This is a genomic window from Photorhabdus aballayi (assembly GCF_026153155.1).
GTDB classification, from domain to species: domain Bacteria; phylum Pseudomonadota; class Gammaproteobacteria; order Enterobacterales; family Enterobacteriaceae; genus Photorhabdus; species Photorhabdus luminescens.
Genome location: NZ_JAPFCD010000018.1, coordinates 19,434 through 37,921, shown reverse-complemented (window position 1 = coordinate 37,921; position 18,488 = coordinate 19,434). Strand labels below are relative to the sequence as shown.

Genomic DNA, 18,488 nt, shown 5'->3' with positions numbered 1-18,488 from the left:
TGTACTAAAGCTAAAATCCAGACAAAAACCAGTCACTCCCATATTGCCTCGCTATCGCAAAGCGCCTGAGGTGCCCAAATCACGTTCACTTATGAGCCTTAACCTGTTTTCTTCGAGCCGCAAAAATCGCTTTTACGTCGCTATGTTCAACACCATTACCCTCTTTTACAGATTGGAGTACGATATCAACCTTTTCCTGAAGGAAAGCACGATTATGATACTTAAGACGAAAATTAGACATTCAAAAAACCATGCCCCTGTTCATGGATGAGTCGTTCAATCAACTGACGCTCTTTCGGTTCAAGCTTATCTTCTTCGATATATTTCCAATTGCGTTCATAAAATACAAGCGCATCACGATCAGTTAGCTCAGTATCCTCAGCCAAATACCAAGCACAATTTTTCATTTGTGGATAATCAGCAATTTTTGCCATAACAACCTCTCTTTTCATATTTACAATATAACAGAGTGAACGACCAACTCAACCCTATTGCAAATATCCACATATTCACCGCAATAGCAGCCACGAAGTAATCATGCATATCTGATTCAAGTTTCATACTATAAATAGTTTACTTACTCATAATCCCCTTTCACCAGATATGGAAAAAATATATACCATTTCATTATTGACATCCACTCCTACCGACTTAGCCAGGAGTGGATATCCAATGGATTATGTTAACTCTCTCCGCTGTTGAACGGTAACAATATGATCCGCTTTAGCGAGAAGATCGGCATTATGCGAAACAACAATCCACAAACCCGGCCAGCGCTCAGGTAAAACAGTCCATAAACTACGGGCCGTATCCGTATCTAATGACGAATCACAGTTATCAACAATATAAACGTCAGCGGGACGACATAACATCCGGGCCAATGCCAAACGTTGACGCTGGCCGCCAGATAATTGACCAGCACTGCCAGAATTAATGACAGTATCAAGCCCTTCTGGCAATTCATATGATCCGGGCGTCAAACCGACTGCCTCCAGCGCCCGCACCATGACATCATCATCGATATCCTTATCACCCAACGCCAGGTTTTGTCTTACGGTTCCACCAAAAAACCCCGCCTTCTGCCTGGCATATCCGATACGTGGATTCCGCCACCAGTTTTCATTTCCCAGAACCTCTTTGTTATTCCAAAGCACACTGCCGGAACTGGATTTTTCCAGACCAATCAGGTAACGCAAAAAGGCGGTCTTCCCCGAACCAATATCACCAACAATGCCAATAACCTGATTAGCCGTTGCCTCAAATGAAACAGGGGGCTGGTTTTTTGAATATGTCAGATGACTAACGCTCAGCTTATGCAGAATTTCATCTTGCCCATATTCTTTGGTTTCTTTTTTATCTACTTTATTTGCCAGAAACTGTCTGATTCGTCCATAACACACATCCGCATTTTTGTAATAGGCAACCGATCGACCAAAGAAAAGTATCTGTTCACTGATCCAGCCAATATAGGTCAAAAACAGTGCCAAATTACCTACAGTAAAACTGCCATCGACAATTCGTTTACTCACTATCAATAAAACAGCCGACGTCCCAAGTATGACAATATTTTTGAACAGCCCAGAAAGAAGGTCAGTAAATACCTGATGTTTGGCTTGAATAGCCCGTCGATTGACAAATTTCTGCGATAACCGCTCAATCTGCCCCTCCATTTTGTTGCCAAGGCGCAGATCGCGTATTCCCGTTAAGACATCAGTAATCTTGCCGGCAATATCCCCTTGCGATTGACGTTTACTCTTCTGTAAATTCCCTACCTTGCGTTTAAGTATCGCCCCGACCCACAGGCCCACAATCATAGGCATAAGAGCAAGTGTGGTTATTATGTCAGTGTTGATAAGCACAACTAATGCGATAATTAAAAGTAATGCACGATAAATAAAATCAGAGGTCCAACTCAGAAATTCCGCAATTTCATCACTATCATCACGAATACGGTTCAGAATATCGCCTTGAGAAAAAGCCTGTCTCTGATTGTGGGAACAATGGCTCACTCCCCACAAAACCCGCTCTTTCAGATAAGCACTAACCTTGAAGATCAACGTAAAATCAAAAGTTAATCCCAAGAATAGAAATAGCGATCGCAAAACCATAGTTGCAATCGCCGAAGCAAGCAACCACCAGACGACAGGGTTAGTCGGCTCATTCATCGCTCTATCAAGTAATTTGCTGATTTGGTAACCAATCAACAGAGGAAAACCATGCATCAGTGTCCACACAAACATGGTAATGAAATAGAGAGGAGCAAACTTTTTTATCAGTTCAGTCAAAGCCGGTAACATTTTCAGTTTAGTTGATACATTGGATATAGTCATACCATGAGCCCATCATGATTACTCGTTAACATTGCGATTTCTGTTTCAGGGATTCGTTGTTGAATCCGCCCATCATCGATAATGATAATTTCATCAACGACCGAAAGCGTGTGAAGGCGATGTGCAACCATCACGACAGTGCAATTGTGGCTTAACTTTTCAAGCAATTTCAGCCAACTCTCTTCCGTTCGGGGATCAAGTTGAGAAGTTCCTTCATCAATAATCACTAACGAGCAATGCTGTAGCATCACTCTGGCGCCCGCTATCATTTGAATTTCTCCTGCTGATAGCATCAGACCATTAGTACCAACCTGTGTATCAAGACCATCAGGTAATGCCCCAACCCATTCAAGCGCATCTAATTCTTGCAGAACCGCCCAAATTTGGTCGTCAGATATTTCACTACTGAAAAGCGTTAAATTTTCCCGCAATGTTGCGGAAAACAGATGAGAACGCTGGCTCAAGACAGCAATCTTTTTTGCAAACTCCTCAGGTTTAATCGTTGAGACATCGACATTACCAATTGTCACTCTTCCTGAATCAGGTCGCGCAAATCCACACATCAAATTAAGAATGGTACTTTTTCCCGCCCCCGTTCTACCAATAATGCCAATTTTACTCCCCGGAGCGACGTAAAAATTAACGCCATGCAAAACTTGCGCTTCTTCTCCGTTATAACTGAAATCAACATTATCGAAATGGATCGAGAGAGGACCATCAGGCAATAAATTATCCGATGATTTATCAGGAGTACCTTCATTTAACATTTTTGCTGAAAGTGACAAAGCAGCAAACAATTTCTGTATCAACTCTATTTCTGATGACATATCCTCCACCGGTTCCCGAAGTTTATCAACATAGAGATAAACCATCGTTAATGTACCAATACTTAAACTGTTCTCACCAAGTAACTGAAGCCCAAAGCCAAACCCAATACCGAAACAGAGTGCAAAAAAGAGCTGAGTAATTGGCCAAAAAGCCCTGCCGCCAATATAAGCGCTACGTTCAAATTTGAGCAATATTGACAACATTTTACGAAATGCAATGGCAGGCCAATGCGCCTGCGACAATGGTTGTAAATCATCCATTGCATGTAATGAATCACCGACAAAACCAAAGATTCGGGCTTTTTCATTTCGCGCAATTAGCCAGCGACGGACAGAAAGTCTGGTTAATTGAGTCAACACATATGCTACTAGTATGACGACGACAGTTATGGCAATACCTGCCTGAGGCATAACGCTGAATATAATTATCAATGTCCCTAATGTCAGCGCTAAATTAGCAATGGCTTTGAAGCCTGCTTTAGAAATCGTTTTTCCTATAATATCTGCGTTACCTTCGATATTTTCCAGCAACTCTCCCTGTGATCGTCGTTCTATTTCCAATACAGGCAACACTGTCATCACATGGCGAAAAAGCTTATATCTAATAGTATCAGCAATACCCCAACCGGCTTTGGTGCTCATGTAACTGGTTACCAAATTACCGATAACACCAATCGACGCAATAAAAACATAAATGATTGCCAACATGATAAGTTGATCAACAGTCGTCCCTGATGTCGCCTTATCAACATAGTTCCTGATAATATAAGGACCGCTTAGATCACACGATAATGTAACGGTTAAGGCCAAAAACGCACATAGAACAGTCCCCTTAAATGGTATGGCGCTTTGTAACAATACCCGCCATACAGTTAAATTCTCTGACATCACGCTTTTCATCTTTAGGTTATGGCACCTCATCAAAATTAACGATGTTATTTGCAACATCAGTGTATGCAGCCAACATCAAGGTTATTAATAACAGATCGATCACAACAGTAAGATCTGGTTCACATTTAGCAAAATGCAATTATCGCAAAATATTCGCATTTATCACGATCTGATTGAAATGTTTATAAACACTATCACAAGAAAATAGCCGAAAAATAAAATTGATACCTTATTCTACAATGTCAATACCTTTATTAGGTTATTTAATATACTAATTGTAAAATATCTCGCCAATATGAATAATAAATAATTTATTCCAAACAACAAATCATAGATGGAGTAAAAAATAACAATAATTCCAATGAATTATAATGATTTTTTAAATATATAGCGATTATATAAATGAATTCCTATTCAATATTAACATGCCTTAAATTGTTCTAAACTTAAGCAAATCACCTCTTACAAAGAGGTAGTCTATTCTATAATTGGATTAATTCATATTAACTACTTCATTGTCGGATAATATTTGGTCATAAAAAGCCAATGAAAAGATCACAACCAGAATCACTTGGGCCAATAAAAAGGGCCTTGCGGCCCTAGGTAATCGTTTGCGTAATTAGTCCAAAATAACACCAATACGGCGCGCTACCTCTTCATACGCTTCAATCAGTCCACCAAGGCTTTGGCGGAAACGATCTTTATCCATTTTGTCCAACGTTTCTTTGTCCCACAAACGGCTGCCATCAGGAGAGAATTCATCCCCTAGAACTATCTGACCTTTGAACAAACCAAATTCCAGTTTGAAGTCAACCAAAATCAAACCCGCGTCATCAAACAATTTGCTCAATACTTCATTGGCCTTGTAGCTTAATCTTCTCATTTCAGCCAGATGTTCTTTGCTAACCCAGCCAAAAGTTTCACAATAAGATTCATTCACCATTGGATCGTGCTTAGCATCATTTTTCAGAAACAGATCGAACAGAGGTGGATTCAATACCAAACCTTCCTCAACACCAAGGCGTCTGACTAATGAACCCGCAGCCCGATTGCGAATAACACATTCAACCGGCACCATATCCAGCTTTTTAACTAATACCTCAGTGTCCGATAACAGACGCTCCATTTGCGTCGGAATCCCTGCTTCTGCCAATTTGCTCATAATGAAATGGTTAAATTTATTGTTCACCATCCCTTTACGATCAAACTGTTCAATACGCTCGCCATCCAACGCTGATGTATCATTACGGAACTCCAGCACTAGCAAATCAGGATCATCCGTGGTGTACACCGTTTTTGCCTTTCCACGATACAACTCAGCTTTTTTTTGCATCTTATATACTCCAGAGATATTACCACTGTATAAATACCATAGATAAATAATAAAACAGATTGTCGATAAAATCCTGTCCAAAGGGCTGATTTTTTCTATAGTTATCTGATTAGTCTAAAAAACAGCCAAATCTCATGCTAAAAAACTGCCTCCCTTCCCTCTCAGTTTCAAGACAAGCTGATGACCTTCGAAAAACTTATCTTCAAAGGCCATTCGGTAAAATCGATTCTATATTTCTGGATCGTTAAAAACCCAAAATATCGTGAACGCTTTAGATATCGTTTCAGGAAGAAATTACGTAGAGGGGATATTCTTAACATAGCCTCAAGCTCATTTTCCGTATGAGCTTCCAATTAAATCAAAGCGCTAACTAAACAGCCAGCGCTTTACCAATAATCTGAGGGGCTTTCACCCATTAAGCTTATAATCCTGCGGTCTGGCTGAAAGCGGCTTTCAACGCTGCAACTAATTCGTCATTTTGTGATTGGGTCAACGGTTTACCTTTATCACTAATAAACTGTAAGCTGCTCCGGTTATTCAAATCACCAACCTGTAATTTGTAATCACCTTCACTAATGGATGGTTCACTAACACCCATTGATTTCCAGCTAGATGAACTGAGACTTTTATAAGTCACAGTAATAGCCCCGGTTGAACGGCTGCGGCTGCCCACTTTCATGCCTACTTTTTCCAGTGCGGCCGGTAATCTATCCCAAACAATATTATATGGCGCACGAACAATCATCTGAGGTAATCCAGACGTATCACCGCCACTCTGTACATCCAATGGACCTAGATTACTCGCCACAGCATCATCGCTAATGCGTTCGCGCTGCTGGTTCACACCTTCAATTAATTCATTGAGCATCAGTGAGTTATAACGCTGGATTTCAATAGAATCAGTGACCTGTCGATCACCTTGTCTCAGCCCTTCATTAGTAACGGATAATTCAATCTGATAGCTCTGGCGTGCGACACTAATACGATGACGAGTCTGATATGGAACATTTTCATCTGCACGCGGCCAATCGATCCAATCAGTTGTCAATGTCTGGCTAGCATCATCGCGTTGGCTAATTGGGTAACCTTTTTTCAACAGAACATTGTTAATCTGTGACCACAGATGACTATTCTCAGGAGTGCTTTCAAGTAGCAATTTACTGCTCTTTACACTGTTTTCAGTACGGGAACCACTCAACAGGGCCAGTGCCTGAGATGGCGGGCGAATATCAAGCGCTTTCCCAACCTGCCCTTTAGAGGCTATTGCTGGAATATCATATTCACCATTCTGCAATGGCAATACCATACCCGCAGGAACTTTCAACGCCTTCAGGGGAGGTGTTTCAAGATATGTGTCATCATCATTGACTTGGCGTTTATAACTTTGGTCGCCAGAACAGGCTGCCAGTAACACGACAAGTGACATACCAGCAACCTTTATCACCTTCGATTTTTGCAACAATATTGCCATTAAAATTCCCTAAATTTTACAGTAATCCGGCCGTTTTCAAGGCTTTTTCAACTGAGACTTTTCCTGCATCTGTCAATGGCGTCATCGGCAGACGCACGGTGTCACCAGCAATCAAACCCAATTTGTAACATCCCCATTTAACTGGAATCGGGTTAGGTTCAACAAATAGCTGACGATGTAAATCCATCAGGAGATTATTTACCTTACGTGCCTCTGCAAACTGGCCGTTTAATGCCAATTCACAAAACTTAGCCACCTCAGGCGCTGCAATGTTTGCAGTAACAGAAATAACCCCTTTGCCGCCAAGCTGAATAAAATCCAATCCACTTGCATCGTCACCACTCAATAAGATGAAACTATCATCATTAACCAATTCTTGGATTTGACTAACACGATTTAAGTTCCCTGTAGCTTCTTTAATTGCGACAATATTTTTAATCTTCGCCAAACGCGCTACAGTTGACGGCAGCAGATCACACCCGGTACGAGAAGGCACATTATACAGAATTTGTGGTAAATCCGTATTTTCAGCAATTGTTTTAAAATGCTGATATAAACCCTCTTGCGACGGCTTATTATAATAAGGCGTTACCGTTAGGCAACCAACAACGCCACTGTTTTCAAAACGTTTCGTTAGGGATATTGCCTCAGCAGTCGCATTTGCACCTGTTCCGGCAATAACCGGAATACGCCCATCAGCCAATTCTACGGTTGTCAAAACAACATCACCGTGCTCATCATGACTCAATGTGGCAGATTCTCCGGTTGTCCCTACCGAGACTATCGCTGATGTCCCACTAGCAACATGGTAATCGATTAATTTTTTCAAACTGGCCTTATCAACCTGACCGTTCGCATCCATTGGTGTTACCAGCGCAACAATGCTGCCTGTAAATTCAAATCTCCCGCTAGACATTACATAACCCCCTATACAAACAAGAGCTTCATGGTACTTTTTAGTCATCCAGAAGGAAACTATTTAACGCGGAATTTCAATGAATTTTGTTAATACCAGATAACCTCTATTAAAAAGAAGTGATAACCAAAGTAATTTGTTGAAATTCAATGGCTGGGAATGGGAGTACAATAGCGCAACTTTGACGCAATTGGCCTTGGCAGTATAGCCTTTTTATGTTTACCTTAACGAAACCATAGCAGAGAAGGAAAAGTGACTTTGCCACAATCAGAACAACATTTTCTCGTTATAACCGCTTTAGGCGCTGACCGTCCTGGTATCGTCAACACCATTACTCGTCTTGTGAGTGAGTGTGGTTGTAACATTGAAGACAGCCGCTTAGCCATGTTTGGTGAGGAATTCACCTTCATTATGCTGCTTTCCGGTAGCTGGAACGCTATCACAATGATTGAATCCTCACTACCGCAGAAAGGAGCTGAACTCGATCTTCTTATCGTCATGAAACGCACAAAGTGCGATACCCATACAACATTTCCTTCCACGGTTTCCGTTAAGGTTGATGTTGATGATTCACCCGGTATTGTCGAGCAGTTTACCAATCTGTTTACCACACAGGATTTTAATATTGCTGAACTGGTATCAAAAACACAGCCGCCAGAAGGCGATACCCCCGCTCGGTTGCAGATCCAGATTACCGCCCATAGTCTATTAGAGGATGACGGCATAATTATTAAGCAGGCGTTTAATAAGTTATGTACAGATCTAAATGCACAAGGCAGTATTAGTATTCTTGAACCACTTTAGTTGAAAGATTAAACGGAGAATACGGGATGAACCCATTGAAAGCCGGTGATAAGGCCCCTCAGTTCAGCCTTCCTGACCAAGATGGAGAAACAATCGATTTATCTGATTTCGAAGGCCAGCGTGTTTTAGTCTATTTTTACCCTAAAGCAATGACTCCTGGTTGCACTGTCCAAGCCTGTGGTCTGCGCGATGAAATGGATACATTAAAGGAATCAGGTGTTGAAGTGCTAGGCATTAGCACAGATACCCCAAGTAAATTGTCACGCTTTGTGGAGAAAGAAATGCTGAACTTCACATTGTTGTCCGATGAGGATCATCAAGTTGCTGAACAGTTTGGTGTCTGGGGCAAGAAACAGTTTATGGGCAAAACCTATGATGGTATCCACCGCATCAGTTTCCTGATCGATACCAACGGCAATATTGAGCACGTTTTTGATAAATTTAAGACCAGTGATCACCACCAAATCGTGGTGGATTATCTGAAACAACACCCTTAAATAGAAAATGATTTAAAATTTAATCACGCTCATTTAACAGCTCAAGATGCATAAAGGCAAGTACGGGAGGGATATTCCCATCCCGTGCTTCCTCTACTGACGGGTACCAGTATCATTAAAAATAAATTTACTCTTTTATTTCATCGTGTTCTGTTATCACTATCTCTTCCGGCCATGCATGGATCACCGCTTTAATTAGCGTCGCCAACGGAATAGCAAAAAATATGCCCCAGAATCCCCACAAACCACCAAAAGTAATCACAGAAAGAATGATTACCAGAGGGTGCAAGTTTACAGCTTCGGAGAATAAAATCGGCACCAGCAAGTTACCATCCAACCCCTGAACGACTAGATAAGCAATAATCAAGGTCCAGAAATCTGTCCCGACTCCCCATTGAAATAGCGCAACCAATACAACAGGAATCGTGACAATCAGCGCCCCTACATAGGGAATTAACACTGACAACCCGACCAAAACAGAAAGCAGTAATGAATAATCCAATCCAAGAAATGCAAACACCGCGTAGGTACAAATACCGACGATCGCCATCTCGGTGACTTTACCCCGAATATAGTTAGTAATTTGTTGATTCACCTCGCGCCATACTTGCCCAGCCAAAATGCGATTACGCGGCAGGACCCGTTGCAATGCTTGCAACATCTGGGTTTTATCTTTTAGCAAGAAAAAGGCCATCAGCGGCACAAGAATCAGATAAATAGCCAGCGTTAATAAACCAATCAATGAAGCCACCGAAAACTTCACCACAGATTCCCCGGCAGTTGAAATCTTACTACGCAGGTTTTCGGCCATCATATCAATGATGCCAGCATCAACCAAAACCGGATAACGTGCCGGTAATGTCTGGGCATATTCATTAAACCGATTAAGCATATTGGGTATATCTGACAACAGATTAATCCCCTGCTGCCATGCAGTTGGCGCTACAATCAGGATGACCAACAAACTGATACCGGAAAAAATAATCAGCACAATACAAACAGCCACTGTGCGCGAACATCCCAACCTTTCAAGTTTAGCTGTTGGCCATTCCAGCAAGTAGGCAAGAACAATCGCTACCAGCAAAGGCGCCAAAATGCCATGTAAGAAATAAATAATGCCAAACCCTGCCAAAAGGATGACAAATAACGCAATAACTTGCGGATCAGTAAACCGACGGCGATACCACTGTATAATCATATCCAGCATTAACCAGGCTCCTTGATAGCAATATTCATATTTCTATTTTTCTTAAAAATTGTACTAATTGATTAATTTTAAGGTACCCTTGTTTATCATACACGCATTATCTAAGACGATGGCCAAATGAGAGCACTTTTGTTTTATGAAAATAATGTCTAATCAATCTCTGACAGCAATATTAATCAGTACACTATTGCTAACAAGTCCTCCTGTTCTCAGCGCCTCTATTGAAGATTCATTGCCAGATATCGGTACCACGGCCGGCTCAATCCTGAGCATCAATCAGGAACTGGCAATGGGCGATTTCTACGCTCGCCAGATGCGTGACAACGCTCCGCTGATTTATGACCCATTGTTAACACAATATATTAATGCCATTGGACAAAGGCTAGTGGCTCATGCGGACTCAGTTAAAACGCCTTTCCATTTCTATCTGATTGATAACCCGAATATCAACGCTTATGCTTTCTTTGGCGGTAATGTGGTACTCCATGCTGCACTTTTTCGTTATAGCCGTAATGAAAGCGAGCTTGCCTCCGTAATAGCTCACGAAATTTCTCACGTCACTCAACGCCACCTGGCACGAATGATGGAAGATCAGCAACGTACAGCACCGCTAGCCTGGGCAGGAACGCTAGGTTCTATCCTTTTGCTAATGGCTAACCCACAAGCAGGGATGGCAGCCCTCAGTGGGACTATTGCCGGTGTACAACAAGGCATGATCAGTTTCACTCAATCCAATGAACAGGAAGCTGATCGTATCGGCATGCAGACACTACGTAAGGCTGGCTTTGATCCTCAAGGTATGCCAGCTTTTATGCAGATCATGGTAGATCAAACCCGTTACAGTTCTAAGCCGCCAGAAATGTTACTCACCCACCCGCTACCTGACAGCCGCCTTGCGGATGCGCGTAACCGTGCTAATCAATACCCGGCCCAGAACATTCCACAATCTCAAGATTTTCTGTTCGCCAGAGTCCGTGTTATGGGCATGTACACCACCGAGCAACGCAGCTATCTTGAACAAATTTTAGAAAATTACCGCAGCGGCACAGCTAAAGAGCAACTTGCCGCCGCTTATGGCCGGGCAATCTTGCTTGCTCAAGATAAAAAATACACTGAGGCACGGGCTATTCTGGAACCACTGTTAGCAAAACAACCAGATAATGTCTGGTTTATTGACACAATGACTGATATCGACATCGAACAAAACCGAATTGCTCAGGCTATCACCCGGTTGCAAAACGCCTTACAAAAACAAAAGGACAATTTGGTATTACAAATTAATCTCGCTAATGCGCTTATTCACGCAAAGCAATATCAACAAGCTTTAAAACTACTCCACCGCTATACATTCAATAACCCAGATGATCCAAACGGTTGGCGCCTGATAGCCGAAGCCGCCGCCAAACAAGGCAGACGCCATGAAGAATTATCAGCGCATGCTGAAGAAATGGCGCTTCGCGGTCAATTTGACAATGCGATCAAATACCTCAGTAGCGCCAGCGCACTCGTAAAATTAGGCAGTTACGATCAAGCACGTTATGATGCTCGTATCGATCAATTACGCCAGCTACAACAGCGTTACAGTCAATACAAACGTTAAGGAATTCTCATGCAACAGGTGACGATTTATCATAATCCCCGCTGCTCCAAAAGCCGTGAAACTCTGGCTCTTATTGAAGAACGGGGAATTAAACCACAAATTATTCTCTATCTGGAGACTCCTCTCACTGTAGAGCAATTATCCGTTCTGCTAGAACAACTTGGTTTCCATGATGCACGCCAATTGATGAGAACGAAAGAAGATCTATACAAGGAGTTGAATCTGGCTGATGAAAAACTCACTCAGCATGATTTATTGAAAGCGATGATCGCCAATCCTAAATTGATTGAACGCCCAATCGTCGTTTGCGGTGATAAAGCTAGACTTGGGCGCCCACCGGAAAAAGTAACAGAAATTCTTGATTGATAAGAATAGATATGATGATGGTGACACCACCATCATCTTTAAAGGTGCAAAATATCCTTCACAAATGGAATCGTCAGCTTACGCTGAGCAACTATCGAAGCGTGATCTAACTGATTCAATGCCATAAACAGGGTTCGCATTTCTCTGTCCAATCTTTTCAACAAAAAGCGCCCTACATCTTCTGGCAATTCAAAGCCGCGTAACTTAGCTCGTAATTGCAAAGCTTGTAATTTCTCATCATCGGAAAGCGGTTGTAATTTATAAATTTGCCCCCAATCCAGACGAGAAGCCAAATCAGGCAACTTAAGATTAATCTGGCGAGGCGGGCGATCGCCGCTAATCAGCAAACAAGTGCGACCAATCTCCAGAATGCGGTTATAAAGATTGAAAACTGCCATTTCCCACTCTTCATCACCAGCAATACTCTCAATATTATCAATACAAACCAGTGATAAATGTTCCATGCCATCAAGCACCTCAGGGACAAAATAGGCGCGTTTATCCAGCGGAACATAGCCCACAGCTTCATCTTTCAGGGACAACTCAGCACAGGCGGCATGCAACAAATGACTTCGGCCTCCACTGTCACGGGACCAGAAATAAATATAGCTGCCATGCGGCTGATTAATGGCCAATTTGATTGCAGCTAACAGGGTGGCATTTTCCCCCGGAAAGAAACTGGCAAAAGTTTCATCATCGGGAAGATACAAAGGTAACGAAAGCTGCGATGGTGTGTTCAGAAGCACCTCAAACAGAGCTGGTAATAAACGCCAACAAGTTTATCACAGAAAATAGTTGTAAATGAACTGTATAGGTAAATAATAAAAAAACTATTTTTAGGATTCAATAAGTTAAATCCATTCCAGCTCTAGAAGCGCATAATGTTTTGTCATAACACAGAACGGACCGCAAACACCTATAAAATATTCCGCATGTGAATAATAGGAAAAATTTAAGTTTTTAATCCAATGTTATTTAAGAGGTATATTATTTAAGAAAAAGCCATCAGATAGTGATTTTTATTTTTTCTTAAATAAATCAATGCAATAGCTCTTTACTGATAACAAAGAGACGATGATAGTGATAATCCCTGTCATGGCCCCAGCAATAATTAGCCCAAGTTACACAGAAGTCATCCCATGAAGTAATCAGGTTCAGTGGACGCTCCTCTTTGGTGCCATCAGAAACATACACATGATAGCCATTAATGCTGATAGCCCAAGCAATCATACGCTCCCAAAACCTACGTCCATCTAGCGTTTGCTCACTATCAGATACAATAATGGAGTATCTTTCTAGAAAAAATCTAAAAAACTCTTGTGGCAAACCTCTCACTGCTCCGTCATGTTGAGGAAGGACTGTACGCCACACAAGTATCTGTGTGCATGTTTTTTTTGATGGAACAACATACTCCATAAATTCCAACTTCACAGCGTAAACCGTCTCAGGCATATCTGCATTAGTCACTAATCTATATTGATTGCCAGAAACAGATGTCAGTAAGCGATAACCGTGTGGGGTAACAAATCCAGGCAAAGAAAAGTCTTTCACTCCACGTTCAATGAAAGCCTGCGTGTGTTCTACATTTTTCTCTGTCATATTAAGTTTGATATTGAAATGCGCTTCAGGGATCAATACTGGCATCTTTTCTTTTACTCTATAATCACTCATTGTCTCCTCCAGCAGTTGTCGGAGTACTTCTGATAAAAAACCGAAAATCTTTACTTCGGCGCTGCCTCATCACTGGTTACCAATGCCCACTGTATTAGCAAAATGGTAAATGATCAACGTTTAACCGACTTATAAACAAGCACTCACCCTCATTCCATAAGTGAAAAATCTCGCTGCAACGTCCTACATAACTTGACATTTTCACACTCTGTACAATCCAAACGAAGATCACATTCTATCCCTATTCCTTAAACTATTCTTGATTAATATGCGAACAAAATCGCAACATATTTAACATAAGTTGCTAGTCTTAATAAAGTGAAAGCTCTCATTAACCACTTATCCCATAAGAAACGATATAACAAACTGGAGACTGAGCAATGAAAAAAATCCTATTGTGTTGTGCAGCCGGTATGTCCACCAGCATATTGGTACAACGCATGCAAGCAGAAGTGATAAAACGGGCATTGGACATTGAGATCAAAGCAGCCCCCATAGTTGAATTAGAACACCTGATAACCGACGTTGACGTTGTTCTACTCGGCCCACAAGTGAAGTATCAATTATCTCATTTTTCCGCTATCGCCAAACCACTCGGCAAACCAATAGACGTTATTGACATGATGGATTATGGCACCCTTCGTGGTGATAAGGTTCTCGATAAGGCATTAAACCTGTTGGAATAAGCCATTTCACCACCACTTGGAGTCCCTCATGAGTCTCTATACCTCTTTTACTTGTATCTTAGAACGCTATATTATCCCGATTGCCGGGCGAATCGGTAACCAACGGCATATTATTGCAATGCGTGACGGCTTTATCTCGGCCATGCCATTTTTGATCATCGGCAGCATGATGTTAATTGTGGCAAACCCACCCTTCGATTTACAGACTACATCCTCATTCGGCCAAACTTGGTTGTCCTTTGCCAAAACGCACTGGGGCACCATCACCATGCCTTACTTTATGACTATGGGCTTAATGAGTGTCTTTGTTGCGGTCGGTACCGCCTATAGTTTAGCTAAATCTTACGGTCTGGATGGGCTAACTTCTGCTTTACTGTCACTGGTGGCGTTTTTGCTAGCAGCAGCACCACAGATAGAAAACAAAATAGCTCTCGATTTCCTCGGCGGCACCGGTGTATTTACCGCATTAATTTGCGCTATCTGGTCAGTTGAACTAACTCGTCTACTAAAAAAATATAACATCACCATCCGAATGCCAACGCAAGTGCCGCCAGCAATTGCCCGTTCTTTTGAACTTCTGTACCCAGTCATAGGTATCTTGTTGACAGTTTATCCTGCCAGCTTGCTATTACAGAGTGAATTCAATCTACTTATTCCCGCAGCCATAATGCAGATGTTCCACCCACTCATCTCCGTCGGTGATACTCTGCCTGCCATTATACTGGCGCTACTCATTTCTAACCTACTGTGGTTTGCTGGTATTCATGGCGCCAACATTGTCACTGGTTTGATGGCCCCTATTTTTATGGCAAATATTGCTACCAATGCGACATTAATGGCTCAAGGTACTGTTGCAACACAAATTTTTACTGACCCTTATTGGTCGTTTTATATCTGTATTGGCGGCTCTGGTTCTACACTGGTTCTGGCGATTCTTTATCTGCGCAGCCGTTCTATACATTTGCGTACTATTGGAAAACTGGGCGTAGTTCCATCCATATTCAATATTAACGAACCACTGCTATTTGGTTCACCGATTGTGATGAACCCAACCTTATTTATTCCACTACTGGTTGTGCCATTGGTCAATGCAGTATTGTCCTACAGCACCCTGCATCTTGACCTGGTGCATAAAACGATCGCCCTTTCCCCCTGGACTGCACCGGCGCCATTCGGCGCAATGATTTCCGCCGCTTGGGATTATCGTGCGGCAGTGCTAGTTATCATACTCATGATAATCGACCTCTTTATCTGGTATCCCTTCTTCAAAATTTATGAAAAACAATTGCTCAACGAAGAAGATAAACAGCGAGAAAACACAGCATCCCCCGGTGTAGAAACTCAACCCCAACCATAATTTTTGGAGGATTTACACATGGATTTAGAACAAGCTATTGATTTAGAAAAAACTATTGTAGAACTGCTGGTTCATGCCGGAAGCGCACGCAGTCACGCGCTAATGGCATTACAACATGCCAGAAACGGTGACTTTCAAACAGCACAAACACTGATGGCTGAATCCCGACAAGCAATCAAAGAAGCACACACCATTCAAACTACCCTCATCGGATTGGATGAAGGCTGCGGTAAATTACCGGTCAATCTCATCACTGTACATGCTCAAGATCACTTAATGAACGCAATGGTTATTCAAGATCTTGCCAACGATATGATTGAACTCTATCGCCGAATACCATCACAAGAGGAAAAAATATGAAACGAATCAAAATAGCCGTTATTGGCGGCGGTAGCAGCTACACACCCGAATTAGTCGAAGGACTTATTCAACACAAAAAAAGTATTCCCCTATCTGAATTGGCATTAGTTGACATTGACAGTGGAAAACAAAAAGTAGAAATTATCGCCGCGCTTACTCGCCGTATGTTAGCTCGTCACGACATGGATCACGTTATTGTCAGCGTCCATTTCACACCAGATAACGCCATTCGCGGCGCCAGTTTTATTTTGACTCAACTACGCGTCGGCCAGCTTCCGGCTCGCGCTGCGGACGAGCATTTGGGGCTAAAATACGGCTTAATCGGTCAGGAAACTACCGGCGTAGGCGGATTTGCCAAAGCGCTACGTACCATCCCTGTTTTGCTAGATATCGCTCATAAAATCGAGCAACTTGCACCAGACGCATGGATGATTAACTTCACCAATCCAGCCGGGATCGTTACCGAAGCAATTTCCCGTTATAGCAAAGCAAAAATTATTGGCTTATGTAACGTCCCAGTCACAATGCATCATATGATAGCTAATATGTTACAACGCCCTTATCAGGACGTGCAGTTACGCTTTGCCGGGCTGAATCATATGGTCTGGGTGCATCAAGTACTGGTTTCAGGTCAGGATAAAACTCAACAAATTCTTGATATGCTATGCAATGGTGCTGTTTTAACCATGAATAATATTCAAGAGGCACCCTGGCCTCCACCACTACTCAAGGCACTAGGCGCAATCCCCTGCCCTTATCACCGCTATTTCTATCAAACCCGCAATATGTTACAGGAAGAGCGCGAAGCCGCAATCAAACAAGGCACTCGGGCAGAACAGGTCATGAAAGTAGAACAGGAACTATTTGAACTGTATGCTGATCAAGAACTTGATCACAAACCAGAACAACTCAGTTTCCGCGGTGGCGCATTCTATTCTGAGGTCGCACTGGATCTGATTTGCGCCATTCATAACAATCTCGATAGCCAATTGGTGGTCAATACCACAAACCACGGTGCTATTCGGGGTTTGCCGGACGATGCCGTCATTGAAACTAATTGTATTATTAATGCAGAAGGCGCCCACCCACTGACATTTGGCCGTTTGCCTGACAGTATGTATCCTTTGACCCAACAGATAAAAATCTACGAACGTTTGACGATCAAAGCAGCCGTTTATGGCGATCGCAATGCAGCTCTATTAGCACTGATTACCAACCCACTGGTTGCCGATGCAGATATTGCTTCACCACTATTGGATGACGTATTAATGATAAACCGTGATTATCTGCCACAATTTCGATGAATAAACAGTAATTAATTTGAAATTAGGATCGGAATAAAGTTAAAGAGATACCCATTATTGCCAATTAATACTGGTATCGTTAATTGATTTTGTCACTTTTTTTGCGGTGCAATACGCAATTATTTCTCACACTAAGTTTAAACAGGAAAGTCTGTATTATACTGTGATGAAATCAATTGATTGAAGAATATTGAAATATAAAGTTTCAACACGTTGAAATTTTGGGAAACTCTATGCCTTTTAAAATAGAAAACCTCGGATATGGGGAAGCACATATCTCAGATTTTGAGGTATTTGGCGTGGAATATACTTTGATTATAATGGAAATTATCTCAAAGGGAGATTCTTCTGTCGTTTTACCTGAAAATTACAGATTTAACCGGGGCTGTTTTTTCGAAGTCTCATTTGACGCAAAAAACAAGTTAGATCCAAACGGGAGGGGTTATGTCATATATACATCATGAACAAGCTGAAAAAGAAAAGCTTGAACTCGAAAAAGCAGTAGCTAAAAAAGCGGAACGCATGAGAGCGGCTTACAGCGCCCTAAAAAAATCTGAAAGAGAGGGTACTGTTCAGTATCTCAATGAAAAACGAAACTGGTACGTAGTCCGCTAAACACTTGAGAGGAGCTTTTCGCTCCTTTTTTACTCCACAATATGTTATTGGGAAATCTTAAAACAATAGCCAATCTTAAAACAGGTGATATCGTAAACATTAATATCAATGAAGAAGGAGCAGTTATTCAAAAAGTAGTCAAGAAACGATTAACTGAGTCTGATTTACTAAATGGCTTATCTGCTTATACTGCTCATGCTGACGAACTGGCAGCACCGAGTCACAAAGAGCTAGATGGCTAATGTCCATTCCT

The 18,488-nt window shown here is 41.9% G+C and carries 21 protein-coding genes; 11 read left to right on the top strand and 10 right to left on the bottom strand.

Annotation, left to right across the window (positions count from 1 at the left end; all coding sequences use genetic code 11):
- Positions 1–85 precede the first annotated feature (85 nt).
- The 7 genes from OO184_RS11575 to dapA form a co-directional block, all read right to left on the bottom strand.
- Complete coding sequence (locus tag OO184_RS11575) at positions 86–241, bottom strand: hypothetical protein (protein WP_265379320.1); 156 nt, start codon at positions 239–241, stop codon at positions 86–88.
- The gene (locus tag OO184_RS11570) at positions 234–434 is read right to left on the bottom strand and encodes a hypothetical protein (RefSeq protein WP_265379319.1); all 201 of its coding nucleotides are present in this window, start codon (positions 432–434) and stop codon (positions 234–236) included. Before OO184_RS11570 ends, OO184_RS11575 begins: the two co-directional genes overlap by 8 nt.
- Before the next feature lie 243 nt (positions 435–677).
- Positions 678–2,330 carry an ATP-binding cassette domain-containing protein gene (locus tag OO184_RS11565; protein WP_088374395.1) on the bottom strand — a complete coding sequence of 551 codons (1,653 nt, stop codon included), beginning with the start codon at positions 2,328–2,330 and terminating at the stop codon, positions 678–680.
- Positions 2,327–4,057 (bottom strand): ABC transporter ATP-binding protein, encoded by a 1,731-nt coding sequence (locus OO184_RS11560; RefSeq protein ID WP_265379318.1) that lies wholly within the window; start codon positions 4,055–4,057, stop codon positions 2,327–2,329. Before OO184_RS11560 ends, OO184_RS11565 begins: the two co-directional genes overlap by 4 nt.
- 610 nt (positions 4,058–4,667) lie before the next feature.
- Positions 4,668–5,381, bottom strand: a complete 714-nt coding sequence (purC, locus tag OO184_RS11555) for a phosphoribosylaminoimidazolesuccinocarboxamide synthase (RefSeq protein WP_265379317.1) — start codon at positions 5,379–5,381, stop codon at positions 4,668–4,670.
- A 421-nt stretch (positions 5,382–5,802) separates the two neighbouring features.
- Positions 5,803–6,852 carry an outer membrane protein assembly factor BamC gene (bamC, locus tag OO184_RS11550; RefSeq protein ID WP_265379316.1) on the bottom strand — a complete coding sequence of 350 codons (1,050 nt, stop codon included), beginning with the start codon at positions 6,850–6,852 and terminating at the stop codon, positions 5,803–5,805.
- Between the two features lie 16 nt (positions 6,853–6,868).
- Positions 6,869–7,768 carry a 4-hydroxy-tetrahydrodipicolinate synthase gene (dapA, locus tag OO184_RS11545; protein WP_265379315.1) on the bottom strand — a complete coding sequence of 300 codons (900 nt, stop codon included), beginning with the start codon at positions 7,766–7,768 and terminating at the stop codon, positions 6,869–6,871.
- A gap of 258 nt (positions 7,769–8,026) precedes the next feature.
- On the opposite strand from dapA, the gene OO184_RS11540 reads away from it, so the two are divergent.
- Positions 8,027–8,572, top strand: coding sequence for a glycine cleavage system transcriptional repressor (locus OO184_RS11540; RefSeq protein ID WP_265379314.1), 546 nt, complete (start codon positions 8,027–8,029; stop codon positions 8,570–8,572).
- Between the two features lie 26 nt (positions 8,573–8,598).
- The gene (gene bcp, locus OO184_RS11535) at positions 8,599–9,069 is read left to right on the top strand and encodes a thioredoxin-dependent thiol peroxidase (RefSeq protein ID WP_265379313.1); all 471 of its coding nucleotides are present in this window, start codon (positions 8,599–8,601) and stop codon (positions 9,067–9,069) included.
- Between the two features lie 127 nt (positions 9,070–9,196).
- Here the strand turns inward: bcp and OO184_RS11530 are convergent, their stop codons facing one another.
- Positions 9,197–10,276, bottom strand: coding sequence for an AI-2E family transporter (locus OO184_RS11530; protein WP_265379312.1), 1,080 nt, complete (start codon positions 10,274–10,276; stop codon positions 9,197–9,199).
- A 136-nt stretch (positions 10,277–10,412) separates the two neighbouring features.
- Here OO184_RS11530 and bepA point away from each other — a divergent pair, with 136 nt between their 5' ends.
- Positions 10,413–11,876, top strand: a complete 1,464-nt coding sequence (gene bepA / locus OO184_RS11525; RefSeq protein WP_265379311.1) for a beta-barrel assembly-enhancing protease — start codon at positions 10,413–10,415, stop codon at positions 11,874–11,876.
- Between the two features lie 9 nt (positions 11,877–11,885).
- Complete coding sequence (arsC, locus tag OO184_RS11520) at positions 11,886–12,242, top strand: arsenate reductase (glutaredoxin) (protein ID WP_265379310.1); 357 nt, start codon at positions 11,886–11,888, stop codon at positions 12,240–12,242.
- A gap of 38 nt (positions 12,243–12,280) precedes the next feature.
- Here arsC and hda read toward each other — a convergent pair whose 3' ends face one another.
- Complete coding sequence (hda, locus tag OO184_RS11515; RefSeq protein WP_265379309.1) at positions 12,281–12,988, bottom strand: DnaA inactivator Hda; 708 nt, start codon at positions 12,986–12,988, stop codon at positions 12,281–12,283.
- Between the two features lie 292 nt (positions 12,989–13,280).
- Positions 13,281–13,913 (bottom strand): hypothetical protein, encoded by a 633-nt coding sequence (locus tag OO184_RS11510; protein ID WP_265379308.1) that lies wholly within the window; start codon positions 13,911–13,913, stop codon positions 13,281–13,283.
- Between the two features lie 380 nt (positions 13,914–14,293).
- Here OO184_RS11510 and OO184_RS11505 point away from each other — a divergent pair, with 380 nt between their 5' ends.
- The 7 genes from OO184_RS11505 to OO184_RS11475 all read left to right on the top strand — a co-directional run bounded on the left by OO184_RS11505 (position 14,294) and on the right by OO184_RS11475 (position 18,477).
- Entirely contained in the window at positions 14,294–14,599 is a 306-nt protein-coding gene (locus tag OO184_RS11505) for a PTS sugar transporter subunit IIB (protein ID WP_265379307.1), read from the top strand.
- Between the two features lie 28 nt (positions 14,600–14,627).
- Entirely contained in the window at positions 14,628–15,956 is a 1,329-nt protein-coding gene (locus OO184_RS11500) for a PTS sugar transporter subunit IIC (protein ID WP_265379306.1), read from the top strand.
- Positions 15,957–15,974: 18 nt separating this feature from the next.
- On the top strand, positions 15,975–16,316 hold the full coding sequence (locus tag OO184_RS11495) for a PTS lactose/cellobiose transporter subunit IIA (RefSeq protein ID WP_265379305.1): 342 nt from the start codon (positions 15,975–15,977) through the stop codon (positions 16,314–16,316).
- Positions 16,313–17,620, top strand: a complete 1,308-nt coding sequence (locus OO184_RS11490) for a 6-phospho-beta-glucosidase (RefSeq protein ID WP_265379304.1) — start codon at positions 16,313–16,315, stop codon at positions 17,618–17,620. Before OO184_RS11495 ends, OO184_RS11490 begins: the two co-directional genes overlap by 4 nt.
- A gap of 233 nt (positions 17,621–17,853) precedes the next feature.
- On the top strand, positions 17,854–18,084 hold the full coding sequence (locus OO184_RS11485) for a hypothetical protein (RefSeq protein WP_049581199.1): 231 nt from the start codon (positions 17,854–17,856) through the stop codon (positions 18,082–18,084).
- A complete protein-coding gene (locus OO184_RS11480) occupies positions 18,065–18,235 on the top strand; it encodes a hypothetical protein (protein WP_155416447.1) in 171 nt (56 codons plus the stop codon). Before OO184_RS11485 ends, OO184_RS11480 begins: the two co-directional genes overlap by 20 nt.
- Positions 18,236–18,276: 41 nt before the next feature.
- Complete coding sequence (locus tag OO184_RS11475; RefSeq protein WP_132343420.1) at positions 18,277–18,477, top strand: AbrB/MazE/SpoVT family DNA-binding domain-containing protein; 201 nt, start codon at positions 18,277–18,279, stop codon at positions 18,475–18,477.
- Positions 18,478–18,488: the final 11 nt, after the last annotated feature.

Coding starts and splice junctions, on each gene's coding strand:
- OO184_RS11575 (WP_265379320.1), bottom strand. CDS start 241: ATGTCTAATTTTCGTCTTAAGTATCATAATCGTGCTTTCCTTCAGGAA.
- bamC (WP_265379316.1), bottom strand. CDS start 6,852: ATGGCAATATTGTTGCAAAAATCGAAGGTGATAAAGGTTGCTGGTATG.
- OO184_RS11500 (WP_265379306.1), top strand. CDS start 14,628: ATGAGTCTCTATACCTCTTTTACTTGTATCTTAGAACGCTATATTATC.
- OO184_RS11480 (WP_155416447.1), top strand. CDS start 18,065: ATGTCATATATACATCATGAACAAGCTGAAAAAGAAAAGCTTGAACTC.
- bepA (WP_265379311.1), top strand. CDS start 10,413: ATGAAAATAATGTCTAATCAATCTCTGACAGCAATATTAATCAGTACA.
- OO184_RS11475 (WP_132343420.1), top strand. CDS start 18,277: ATGTTATTGGGAAATCTTAAAACAATAGCCAATCTTAAAACAGGTGAT.
- OO184_RS11495 (WP_265379305.1), top strand. CDS start 15,975: ATGGATTTAGAACAAGCTATTGATTTAGAAAAAACTATTGTAGAACTG.
- OO184_RS11570 (WP_265379319.1), bottom strand. CDS start 434: ATGGCAAAAATTGCTGATTATCCACAAATGAAAAATTGTGCTTGGTAT.
- bcp (WP_265379313.1), top strand. CDS start 8,599: ATGAACCCATTGAAAGCCGGTGATAAGGCCCCTCAGTTCAGCCTTCCT.
- OO184_RS11485 (WP_049581199.1), top strand. CDS start 17,854: ATGCCTTTTAAAATAGAAAACCTCGGATATGGGGAAGCACATATCTCA.
- dapA (WP_265379315.1), bottom strand. CDS start 7,768: ATGTCTAGCGGGAGATTTGAATTTACAGGCAGCATTGTTGCGCTGGTA.
- OO184_RS11490 (WP_265379304.1), top strand. CDS start 16,313: ATGAAACGAATCAAAATAGCCGTTATTGGCGGCGGTAGCAGCTACACA.
- OO184_RS11510 (WP_265379308.1), bottom strand. CDS start 13,913: ATGAGTGATTATAGAGTAAAAGAAAAGATGCCAGTATTGATCCCTGAA.
- OO184_RS11505 (WP_265379307.1), top strand. CDS start 14,294: ATGAAAAAAATCCTATTGTGTTGTGCAGCCGGTATGTCCACCAGCATA.
- arsC (WP_265379310.1), top strand. CDS start 11,886: ATGCAACAGGTGACGATTTATCATAATCCCCGCTGCTCCAAAAGCCGT.
- OO184_RS11530 (WP_265379312.1), bottom strand. CDS start 10,276: ATGCTGGATATGATTATACAGTGGTATCGCCGTCGGTTTACTGATCCG.
- OO184_RS11565 (WP_088374395.1), bottom strand. CDS start 2,330: ATGACTATATCCAATGTATCAACTAAACTGAAAATGTTACCGGCTTTG.
- OO184_RS11560 (WP_265379318.1), bottom strand. CDS start 4,057: ATGAAAAGCGTGATGTCAGAGAATTTAACTGTATGGCGGGTATTGTTA.
- purC (WP_265379317.1), bottom strand. CDS start 5,381: ATGCAAAAAAAAGCTGAGTTGTATCGTGGAAAGGCAAAAACGGTGTAC.